This is a genomic window from Streptomyces thermovulgaris (genome assembly GCF_002155915.1).
Lineage (GTDB): Bacteria > Actinomycetota > Actinomycetes > Streptomycetales > Streptomycetaceae > Streptomyces > Streptomyces thermovulgaris.
In genome coordinates this window covers 1-9,837 of the sequence record NZ_MUME01000179.1, presented here as the reverse complement: position 1 = coordinate 9,837, position 9,837 = coordinate 1, and the positions used below count along the sequence as shown (strand labels likewise).

Here is a 9,837-nt window from a genome sequence, read left to right as displayed (position 1 = left end):
TTCGGGGACGGTGACCGGCCGACGGCCGGTCACCGTCCCCGAACAGCTCCGGTCACCGTCCCCGAACAGCTGTGGACAGGCCCGCGTTCTGCGCACAGGACACGCCCCCGATCGGCCTATCAGACCTTGCGATCGAACCATGGGGACATAGCGTGCGGGATATGACAAAACGCCACTCCGCTCTTCTCCTGTGCGCCGCCGTGCTGACCGCCTCGGGGGTCGCCGCCGGCCTGCCGCACTCGCACCCCAGAACCCTTCTGGTGTCCCCGGGAGAGTCGATCCAGAAGGCAGTGGACTCCGCGAGGACCGGCGACACCGTCCTCCTGGCGCCCGGCGTGTACCACGAGAGCGTCAAGGTGACCAAGCCCGGCCTGACCCTGCGCGGCGCGGGCCGCGACACCGTCCTGGAGCCGGCCGCCAAGGCCACCGGCGACTGCGGCGAACGCGGCAACGGCATCTGTGTGGAAGGAAGCAAGGACAAGCGCCTGCAGGGCGTCACCATCGCCGATCTGACCGTGGCGGGCTTCTCCCGCGCCGGCGTGATGGCGCTCGACACCGACCGGCTGACCGTACGCAATGTGACCGCCGAGAAGAACGGAGTGTGGGGCATCGCCGAGGAGCGCTCCGTCCGCAGCCAGTACCTGCACAACACCGCCCGGGGCAACGGCGACGCGGGCCTCTTCCTCGCCAACACCGTCACGGCCGAGGAGGGCTCCTTCTACACCGGCGGAACCAAGGTCGCCCACAACCGGCTCGAGAACAACCGGATCGGCGTCACCGTCCGCCGGCTGCGCGACCTCACCGTCGCCGCCAACGAGATCACCGGCAACTGCGCCGGCGTGTTCGTCGTCGGCGACGAGAACAAGCCGAAGGCCGGCGCCCTGACCGTGAGCGACAACCAGGTCGTGGAGAACAACAAGTACTGCGCCGAGACCGCCCGGCTGCCCCATCTGCAGGGCTCGGGCATCGTCCTGACCGGCGCCGAGGAGACCCTCGTGACCCGCAACACGGTCGTCGGCAACTCGGGCAAGTCCCCGCTGTCGGGCGGCATCGTGCTCTTCAAGAGCATGGTCGGCGCCACCAGCGAGAACAACCGGATCCACCACAACACGCTGCGGGGCAACTCCCCCGCCGACCTGGTCAACCAGGAAAGCACCCAGCACAACAACACCTTCCGGGGCAACGTCTGCCGGGCCTCCGAGCCCGAGGGACTGTGCTGAGACCGTCGCTCCACCCGAACCCCACCAAGCCCCCCGCGGGGGACCGACCAGGAAGGAAAGGCGGCACATGACGACCGCTCAGTCCGCCCCACCACCGTCCATGCGGCTCAGGGAGCTCGCGTTCGGGGCGGCATGTGCCGCCGCCCTCCGCGCAGCCGCCCGGCTGGGCGTGGCCGACGCGCTCGGCGACACCCCCATGTCCGCGGAGGACCTCGCCTCCGCGGTGAAGGCCGAACCGAAGCCGCTGCGCCGTCTGCTGCGCGCCCTGACCTGCTACGGCGTCTTCACCGAACGGCCCGACGGCACCTTCGCGCACACCGACATGTCCCGGCTGCTGCGCGAGGACGACCCGAACAGCCTGCGCTACATCACCCTGTGGTGCACCGAGCCCTGGACCTGGGACGCCTGGCCCAGGCTGGACGAGGCGGTGCGCACCGGCCGCAACGTCATCCAGGACCTGTACGGCAAGGAGTTCTTCGTCCACCTCAACGAGGACGCCCCCGAGTCGGCGGACGTCTTCAACCGGGCCATGACCACCTCCAGCAGGCAGTCCGCCGAGGACGTCGCCGCGCTCCTCGACCTGTCCGGCGCCTCCTCCGTCGCCGACATCGGCGGCGGCCAGGGCCATGTGGTGGCCAGCCTGCTGGAGAAGCACCCGCATCTGCACGGCACCCTGCTGGACCTGCCGCGCGTGGTGGAGAACGCCGACCCCCGGCTGCTCGAGGGCGGCTCGCTCGCGGACCGGGTGCGGATCGTGCCCGGCGACTGCCGCGAGGCCATCCCCGTCAAGGCCGACGTCTACATCATCAAGAACATCCTGGAGTGGGACGACGACTCCACCGCCCGCTGCCTGCGCAACGTCATCGACGCCGGCGGGCCCGGGGCGCGTGTCGTCGTCATCGAGAACCTCGTCGACGACACCCCGTCCATGCGGTTCAGCACCGCCATGGACCTGCTGCTCCTGCTGAACGTCGGCGGGGCCAAGCACACCACCGACAGCATGGTCGAGCGGCTGAAGGCGGCCGGCCTGACCATCGACGACATCAGTCCCGTCAACCCCTATCTGCACGCCTTCGACTGCACGGTGCCCGCCTGACGGAAACCGGACGGGCTGGAGAAGACCCCCCCTCTTCTCCAGCCCCTTTCCTCCTCCCCTTTCCTCCTCCCCTTTCCTCCTCTTTCTTCTTCTCCCTCCTCCTCCGCACGTCTCTTCTTCACTCTCCCCCTTCACCCGCCGGCCGCCGGACCCGCTGCACCACGGGTCCGGCGGCCGGAGACCGTCCGTGAGGGAACCGGACGGCGATCGGGCGAGTGGCTCAGTCGCGCTCCCACAGGTAGAAGCGGTGCGCCATCGCGTCCTTCGGCGAACGCCAGGTCTTGGGGTCGTACGCGCTGACGTACGCCGACAGCTGCTCGCTGATCCTCCGGAACTCCGGATGGTCCGCCACCGCGGCGACGGCCGGCCCCGGCTCCCGGTCCGCCTCGATCAGATGCAGGTACACGTCGTGGAACTGGAAGAGGCTGCGCCGGGTGACACCGACCAGGTGCGGCAGCTCCCCCCGGTCGGACTCCTCGAAGATCTTCGCGATGTCGGGGGCCGATCCCGGAGCCATCCGGGCGACGATCAGGGCCTGGTGCACGGTGGGTCCTCCGTCCGGCTCAGTCGGAGCTCAGGGCCGGCTCGGCCCGTCGTTCGGCTGCGGCCTTCTCGATCTTGTCGCGGATCAGCGCCATCTGGATCTTGGAGTTCTTGTTGATGTTGTCGGTCATCCAGGCGTCGTCGACCGGGGCGTCCGGCTTCATCTCGAAGTCCTGCGTCCAGATCATCCGCGTGCCGCCGGGCACCTCCTCGTACCGCCAGTGGATGTTCATGTAGGCGAACGGCCCGGTCTCCACCCGGCGGGCCCGGACCGTGAGCGTCTCCCGGTCAGGCTCGCGCTCGGAGACCCAGCTCCAGACCTTGCCGTTCTCATCGGGGTGCATCGTCAGCCGGAAGGTGCACTTGTCCCCCTCCCGCGACAGGATCTCCGCGGAGGCGTACTCGCTGAACAGCTGCGGCCAGCTCTCCACGTCGTTGGTCATCTCCCACACCAGGTCCACCGGTGCGGCGATGGTGATCTCGTTCTCCGTGTGGCCGGCCATCTCACGCTCCTGCCAGAAAGGTGCTGTTGACGAGGTCGAGGAACTTCCGGGGCGTCTTGCAGCGCTCCGCGTCGGGCGGCATCGGCACACCGTGCCGGTTCTCCAGCTCGCCCACGATGCCGAGCAGGCCCAGCGAGTCGATGCCCAACTCCTCGAAGGGGACATCGGGCCGCTCCGCCAGCTCCTGCGGACTGACGGCGACACCGGCCGTCTTCTTCATGAGTTCGGACAGTTCTTCCACGGTGATGCGGTCACTCATGCGGTTCCTCTCCTTGTTGCTCCATTGCTCCCGCTGATTGCTCCCGCGCCCGGTCAGGTCGCGTCGGCGGCTCCGCGCCGCAGAACCAGCGCCGAGTTCGAGCCCATGAGTCCCCGGCTGAGGACCAGCGCCGTCCCCACCTGCGCGGGACGGGCACATCCGGTCACCAGATCGAGGTCATGGCAGATGTCGAAGACATTCGGGGTGGGCGGGATCAGCCCGTGCTCCATCGCCAGGACCGCCGCCACCGTGTCCAGCACCGGCGCCGCGCAGTACGCCCGTCCCGTGCCGGTCTTCGGTGCCGTCACCGGCACCCGCCGCCCGTGCGCGCCCAGCGCGTCGCCGATGGCGAGGGCCTCGGCCCGGTCCGCCTCGGGCACCCCGAGCGCATCGGCGAAGACGACGTCGATCTCCTCCGGGGCGCATCCGGCCTCGGCCAGCGCCCCGCGGATCGCCTCCGCCAGCCCTTCCCGGGACCGCTCCCAGCAGGAGGCCCCGGTGAACGTCGCCGCGTGCCCGGCCAGGGTGGCCCGGACCGGCACTCCCCGCTCCCGGGCCGCGCCCAGCTCCTCGACGGTGAACATCGCACCGCCCTCGGCCGGGACGAATCCGCACGCCCCCTCGGTGAACGGCCGGTACGCCCGCGCCGGATCGTCCACCAGGCTCAGCTCGCGGTACCCGAGCTGGCAGACCATCGAGTACGGGGCCAGCGGCGCCTCCGTCGAGCCCGCCACGATCACGTCCGTGCCGCGCTGCACGGCCCGCACCGCGTGCGCCAGCGCGTCCAGACCGCCGGCCTCGTCGGCGGCGACCACCGAGCACGGCCCCTTGAAGCCGCGGCGGATCGAGATCTGACCGGTGCTGGCCGCGTAGAACCAGGCGATCGACTGCCAGGGGCCGACATAGCGGCTGCCCTTGCCCCACAGCTTCTGCAGTTCCCCCTGGCCGAACTCGCCCCCGCCGGAGCCGGCCGCGGTGACCACGCCCGCCGAGAACGGCCTGTCCTCGGTGTCCGCCCGGCCCAGCCGGGCGTCCTCGAGAGCGGCGTCGGCCGCGGCCATCGCGAAATGCGTGAACCGGTCCGTCTGGACGATGTACCGCTCCTCGATCACCGCCGACGGATCGAAGGACCGGACCTCACCGGCCACCTTCAGCGGCAGGTGCGTGCAGCCCTCGCGGGTCACACGGTCCAGGACGCTCACACCCTCCTGGGTGGACTTCCAGAAGGCCTCGGTGCTCGTTCCATTGGGCGCGATCACACCGATACCGGTGACGACGGCCCTCCGCCTGGGGGGTGCGCTCATCGTGTCCTCTCCCTCTGCCGGGTCAGGATCACCGCCGACTGGAAACCGCCGAACCCGCTGCCCACGGAGAGCACGCTGTTCATCTTCCGCTCGCGGGCCTCCCGCGGGACGTAGTCCAGATCGCACTCGGGGTCCGGGGTCTCGTAGTTGGCAGTCGGCGGAACGACCTGGTGGGCCAGCGCCAGCACACAGGCCACCACCTCGATCGCCCCGATCGCCCCCAGTGAGTGCCCCACCATCGACTTGATGGAGCTCATCGGCGTGTCGTAGGCGTGAGGGCCCAGCACCCGCTTCACCGCGGCCGTCTCGTGCCGGTCGTTCTGGCGTGTGCCGGAGCCGTGCGCATTCACGTAGTCGATCTCCGTGGGGTCCAGCCGGGCGTGGTCCAGGGCGATCTCGATCGCCTTCGCCATCTCCAGGCCCTCACGGGTCAGACCGGTCATGTGGTAGGCGTTGCCGAAGGTGGCGTAGCCGGTCAGTTCGCAGTACACATGCGCGCCGCGGGCCCTGGCGTGCTCCAGCTCCTCCAGGACCAGCACCGCGCCGCCCTCGCCCATGACGAATCCGTCGCGGTCGTTGTCGAAGGGACGGGAGGCGTGGGCGGGATCGTCGTTGTTCGGCGACGTGGCCTTGATCGCGTCGAAGCACGCCATCGTGATCGGCGATATCGGCGAGTCCGACGCCCCGGCTATGCAGATGTCCGCCCGGCCCTCCTCCACGGTGTGGAAGGCGTAGCCGACGGCGTCCAGCCCGGAGGTGCAGCCCGTGGAGACCGTCTGCACCGGGCCGCGGGCCCCGAACCGCTCCGCCACCGTCGAGGCCAGCGTGCTCGGGGTGAACGCCCGCTCCAGATACGGCTGGGCCCGGCTGTGGTCCACGTCCCAGCGCTCACCGCGGTGGCTGACCAGGACGTAGTCGTGCTCCAGGCGGGTCGTGCCGCCCACCGCCGTGCCCAGGGAGACCGCGACCCGCCACGGGTTCTCCCGCTCCAGGTCGAGGCCCGAGTCCCGTATCGCCTCCTCGCCGGCCACCAGCGCGAACTGGATGTACCGGTCGCAGCGCGCCACCTGCTCCTCGTCCAGCCCCGCGGCCAGCGGATCGAAGTCGCACTCGGCGGCGATCCGGGACCGCAGGCCGGTCGGGTCGAAGAAGGTGATGCCCCGCGTCGCCGTCCGTCCGTCGGCCAGCAGGTCCCAGAACGCGGGGGCGCCGATGCCGCCCGGCGCCACCACGCCTATGCCGGTGACCGCCACCCGCCGGGTCATGACCGTGTCTCCGCCGCGCCGGCTTCCGCGGCGGCCGCCGCCGGCACGGCCTCGACGCCCTCCGTGTCGACATGGCCGAGCTCCGGGCGCGGCGCCAGCGGCCCCAGATGGAAGACGATCCGCGCCTCCACCTTGCCCACATTGCGGAACCGGTGCCGCATGTAGGCGGGGATCAGCAGCGCCTGCTCCGGCCGCAGCGGATGCGGCTCGCCGTCCAGGTCCACCTCCAGGTCGCCGCAGACGACGTACACGAACTCCTCGGAGTACGGGTGGTAGTGCTCGCCGATGCGGTCGCCGGGCTGCACGATGGCCACGCCCATGAAACCGCTGGTGGAACCGACCGTGGTCGGCGTGAGCATGGCACGCAGATCGCCTCCGCGCTTGACGTTGGGCTCGATCTCGCTGAGATCCACGATTCGGGGTCGGGGTTTGGTCACGTCGTTCCTCCGGTGTGTGCTGCGTCGACTTGGGGGTGCCTCAGGCGTCCGGTGCGGACCGGCGGTCGGTGATGAGTTCCATGCGGGTCAGGGAGAGCAGCCGCTCCAGGTCGACGTCGCTTCCGGTGGCGCCCCCGTCGAGCAGGGTGGTCAGTTCCGACACCTGCGCGGAGTCCGGCAGCCCCAGGGCCAGGGCCGGGTCGGCGGCCTTCAGCCCGCCCCGGACGTCGATCAGCCGTACGACCACGTCGTCCCGCTCGAAGACGGTGCTGCGCAGCACCGGGCTGCGCGGATCGTCCGCCGCCCGCTCGTCGTGCAGGGAGAGCTGTTCGGCCAGCTTCATGCCCATGCCGGGCCGCGCCGGGTAGAACAGCGCGTGCCGCTCGGCCCGCTCGTCCTCCTGACCGAGCGTCACGTGGTGCACCGCGGGCAGCGCCGCCCGGGTGAAGAACACCCGCGCGGACTCCGGGTCGTTCAGGTCGCGGTCCTGCTCGAGATACGGGTTGATGGCCTCCTCCACCTCCCGGATCTCCGGCTGCCGGGCCACGTGCCGCAGCGCCGCCAGCAGGTCCCCGCGCACCTCGATCGCCCGCACCACCCGGTTGCCGTGCATGAACAGCGAGGTCCGGCACAGCCGGGTCGTGTCGTCGACCCGCGCCCTGGGCGACCTGTAGTTCGCGAGGATCTCGGCGACCCTCCGCTCGCTGCCCGGCTTCACCGTGAAGGTGAGCGCATGCCGGATCACGCCGTCACCGATCCGCGGCTGAGCCTGCAGCCGCCGTCCGGCGGCCGCCGCCGCGGCGGCCTTCTCGCCGCCGGTCTCCCGCACGATGTGGAACCGCAGCGACCGGGTGTCCCGGATGCAGCTGTGCATCGGCTCCACCATCCGCACGTGCTCCTCGCTGTTCACCCAGGCGAGGAATGGCGGGGCGCTCTCCCACTCGCTGGTGATCAGCCACTGGGAGGGGTTCTCGATCGACTGGCACAGCTGGTCGCTGATGTGCCCCGGAACCGAGGCGACCTGGTTGCACAGCTGTTCGTACGCCTCCAGAAACTGCTGCTGGGCGCCGTCGTAGACGTCCACCAGCAGCACCACCCGGAGCCGGGATCCGTCGAAGACGGACTGGGACACGGTTTTCGAGGCCTGCTGACTGCTCGGGTCTGAAACACGCTCAGAGATGGCGGTCATCTGCGTACGTCTCCTTGGCGGGGGCTCGTCCTGGGCGGGGCTTGGCGGGGCTTGACGGGACAGGGAGAACGCCGGCCGCGGATGACGCGACGTCAGCGTGATCCCGATCCTGAGCCGGTACGGGACGGTCCGCGACTCGTGTGCACCACCCGGGTGATCACGGGGGTGATTGATCCCGCCGACGCACGCGAACCGGCCCCGGACCGGGCATGGAAACTCCGATGCGCCCCACAGGCCGCGCCCCCACCCGCACCCCGCTCCTGGAGGCATCGATGCACCACAGAGCCGACCACCAGGTACCCGTCCTCATCGTCGGCGGTTCCCTCGTGGGCCTGTCCACCTCGCTCTTCCTCGGCCGCCTCGGCGTTCCGCACATGCTGGTCGAGCGGCACTCCGGCACCTCCATCCACCCCCGTGGACGCGGCAACAACGTGCGCACCATGGAGCTGTTCCGGGTCGCCGGCATCGAGCCCGACATCAAGACGGCCGCCTCACTGCTCGCGGACAACCACGGCATCCTGCAGACCCCGACCCTGGTCGGCGACGCCGGCGAATGGCTCTTCCGGCACATCGACCCGGACGGCGCCCTGGCCCGGTTCAGCCCCACCGCCTGGTGCCTGTGCAGCCAGAACGACCTCGAGCCCGTCCTGCTCGCCGGCGCCCGCCGGCTCGGCGGCGACCTGCGCTACTCCCACGAGATGGAGACCTTCGAGCAGGACGGCGACGGGGTCACCGCGGTCGTACGGGACCGGGCCACCGACGAGCGCTACACCGTCCGCGCGTCCTACCTCGTCGCCGCCGACGGCCCCCGCAGCCCCGTCCGCAACCGCCTCGGCATCGGCCAGAGCGGCCCCGGCGACCTGTTCGCCAACGTCAGTGTCACCTTCCGCTCCAAGCTCCTGGCCGACGTCGTCGGCGACCGCCTCTTCATCTGCTGCTACCTCACCAACCCGGAGGCCGACGGAGCCCTCCTGCCCATCGACAACAAGGAGCACTGGGTCTTCCACGCCCCCTGGCACCCGGAACGCGGCGAAACCCTCGACGCGTTCACCGAGGAGCGCCTCACCCGGCACATCCGTCTCGCCGTCGGCGTCCCCGACCTCGACGTCGAAATCACCGGAAAGGCATCCTGGCGAGCCGCCGAACGAGTGGCCGACACCTACGCGGTCGGGCGTGTGTTCCTCGCCGGGGACTCGGCCCACGAAATGTCCCCCACCGGGGCCTTCGGCTCCAACACCGGCATCCAGGACGCCCACAACCTCGCCTGGAAGCTGGCCGCCGTCCTCGACGGCTGGGCCGGTCCCGCGCTGCTCGAGACCTACGACACCGAGCGACGCCCGGTCGCCAGGGCCACCAGCGCCCGTGCCTCCGCCCGTTCCGTCGAGCACAGCCACCCCGGCTTCGCCCCCGCCCCCGGCGTCGGCGGTGCCAAGCGCGGCAGCATCCTCAACGTCGTCCTCGGCTACCGCTACCTCCACGGCGCCGTCCTGGGCGCCGACCCGGACCAGGAGGTCGTCCCCGACGCCCTGCGCCTGAACGGCGACCCCGGCACCCGGGCCCCCCACCTGTGGATCCGGCGCGGGGGCGAGCGGATCTCGACCCTCGACCTGTACGAACGCTCCCTGGTCCTGCTGAGCGACGCCCGGTCGGCGACGGACTGGCACACGGCGGCCCGGCGCATCGCCGACGCCGACGGCACACGCCTGGTCTCGTACCGCTTCGGCACCGAGCTGACGTACGCCCCGCAGGACGACGGGCCGGACGCCGCACCGGACTGGGCCCGGGCCCATGGCACGACCGCCGACGGAGCGGTGCTGGTCCGCCCGGACGGCTTCGTCGCCTGGCGCGCGGCGGGCGCCGTACCGGACGCCGAGGCGACGCTGCGCCAGGTCGTACGGACGCTGCTCAGAACCGCCTGAACCGCGCAGGCGGACGACGGGCCGGACGCGACGCGAGGGCGGCGCGGGCGGCCCGCCCCGCCGTGCCCGGCCCGGACGGCGGACGTCCGCCGTCCGGGCCGG

10 protein-coding genes are annotated in these 9,837 nt (G+C 71.1%); 3 read left to right on the top strand and 7 right to left on the bottom strand.

Going from position 1 to position 9,837, the window contains the following annotated elements:
* The first annotated feature begins 161 nt into the window (after window positions 1-161).
* The gene (locus tag CCN35_RS15725) at window positions 162-1,220 is read left to right on the top strand and encodes a right-handed parallel beta-helix repeat-containing protein (protein ID WP_067397758.1); all 1,059 of its coding nucleotides are present in this window, start codon (window positions 162-164) and stop codon (window positions 1,218-1,220) included.
* 67 nt (window positions 1,221-1,287) lie between these two features.
* A complete protein-coding gene (locus CCN35_RS15720) occupies window positions 1,288-2,316 on the top strand; it encodes a methyltransferase (RefSeq protein WP_067397759.1) in 1,029 nt (342 codons plus the stop codon).
* A gap of 220 nt (window positions 2,317-2,536) precedes the next feature.
* Here CCN35_RS15720 and CCN35_RS15715 read toward each other — a convergent pair whose 3' ends face one another.
* The 7 genes from CCN35_RS15715 to CCN35_RS15685 all read right to left on the bottom strand — a co-directional run bounded on the left by CCN35_RS15715 (window position 2,537) and on the right by CCN35_RS15685 (window position 7,816).
* Window positions 2,537-2,860 carry a TcmI family type II polyketide cyclase gene (locus CCN35_RS15715; RefSeq protein WP_067397760.1) on the bottom strand — a complete coding sequence of 108 codons (324 nt, stop codon included), beginning with the start codon at window positions 2,858-2,860 and terminating at the stop codon, window positions 2,537-2,539.
* Between the two features lie 19 nt (window positions 2,861-2,879).
* Complete coding sequence (locus CCN35_RS15710) at window positions 2,880-3,362, bottom strand: SRPBCC family protein (protein ID WP_086793192.1); 483 nt, start codon at window positions 3,360-3,362, stop codon at window positions 2,880-2,882.
* A 1-nt stretch (window position 3,363) separates the two neighbouring features.
* A complete protein-coding gene (locus tag CCN35_RS15705; protein ID WP_086793190.1) occupies window positions 3,364-3,621 on the bottom strand; it encodes an acyl carrier protein in 258 nt (85 codons plus the stop codon).
* Between the two features lie 53 nt (window positions 3,622-3,674).
* On the bottom strand, window positions 3,675-4,925 hold the full coding sequence (locus CCN35_RS15700; protein ID WP_067397763.1) for a beta-ketoacyl synthase N-terminal-like domain-containing protein: 1,251 nt from the start codon (window positions 4,923-4,925) through the stop codon (window positions 3,675-3,677).
* Window positions 4,922-6,190: a beta-ketoacyl-[acyl-carrier-protein] synthase family protein gene (locus tag CCN35_RS15695; protein ID WP_086793185.1), complete on the bottom strand. Its 1,269-nt coding sequence runs from the start codon at window positions 6,188-6,190 to the stop codon at window positions 4,922-4,924. The genes CCN35_RS15700 and CCN35_RS15695 overlap by 4 nt, the downstream gene beginning before the upstream one ends.
* Window positions 6,187-6,603 carry a cupin domain-containing protein gene (locus tag CCN35_RS15690; RefSeq protein WP_086793183.1) on the bottom strand — a complete coding sequence of 139 codons (417 nt, stop codon included), beginning with the start codon at window positions 6,601-6,603 and terminating at the stop codon, window positions 6,187-6,189. The genes CCN35_RS15695 and CCN35_RS15690 overlap by 4 nt, the downstream gene beginning before the upstream one ends.
* Window positions 6,604-6,667: 64 nt before the next feature.
* Window positions 6,668-7,816 carry a SchA/CurD-like domain-containing protein gene (locus CCN35_RS15685; RefSeq protein WP_067397766.1) on the bottom strand — a complete coding sequence of 383 codons (1,149 nt, stop codon included), beginning with the start codon at window positions 7,814-7,816 and terminating at the stop codon, window positions 6,668-6,670.
* A gap of 272 nt (window positions 7,817-8,088) precedes the next feature.
* Between CCN35_RS15685 and CCN35_RS15680 the strand changes: the two genes are divergently transcribed.
* On the top strand, window positions 8,089-9,735 hold the full coding sequence (locus tag CCN35_RS15680) for an FAD-dependent oxidoreductase (RefSeq protein WP_067397777.1): 1,647 nt from the start codon (window positions 8,089-8,091) through the stop codon (window positions 9,733-9,735).
* The last annotated feature ends 102 nt before the right edge of the window (window positions 9,736-9,837 follow it).

Coding starts and splice junctions, on each gene's coding strand:
- CCN35_RS15725 (WP_067397758.1), top strand. CDS start 162: ATGACAAAACGCCACTCCGCTCTTCTCCTGTGCGCCGCCGTGCTGACC.
- CCN35_RS15720 (WP_067397759.1), top strand. CDS start 1,288: ATGACGACCGCTCAGTCCGCCCCACCACCGTCCATGCGGCTCAGGGAG.
- CCN35_RS15710 (WP_086793192.1), bottom strand. CDS start 3,362: ATGGCCGGCCACACGGAGAACGAGATCACCATCGCCGCACCGGTGGAC.
- CCN35_RS15705 (WP_086793190.1), bottom strand. CDS start 3,621: ATGAGTGACCGCATCACCGTGGAAGAACTGTCCGAACTCATGAAGAAG.
- CCN35_RS15700 (WP_067397763.1), bottom strand. CDS start 4,925: ATGAGCGCACCCCCCAGGCGGAGGGCCGTCGTCACCGGTATCGGTGTG.
- CCN35_RS15695 (WP_086793185.1), bottom strand. CDS start 6,190: ATGACCCGGCGGGTGGCGGTCACCGGCATAGGCGTGGTGGCGCCGGGC.
- CCN35_RS15685 (WP_067397766.1), bottom strand. CDS start 7,816: ATGACCGCCATCTCTGAGCGTGTTTCAGACCCGAGCAGTCAGCAGGCC.
- CCN35_RS15680 (WP_067397777.1), top strand. CDS start 8,089: ATGCACCACAGAGCCGACCACCAGGTACCCGTCCTCATCGTCGGCGGT.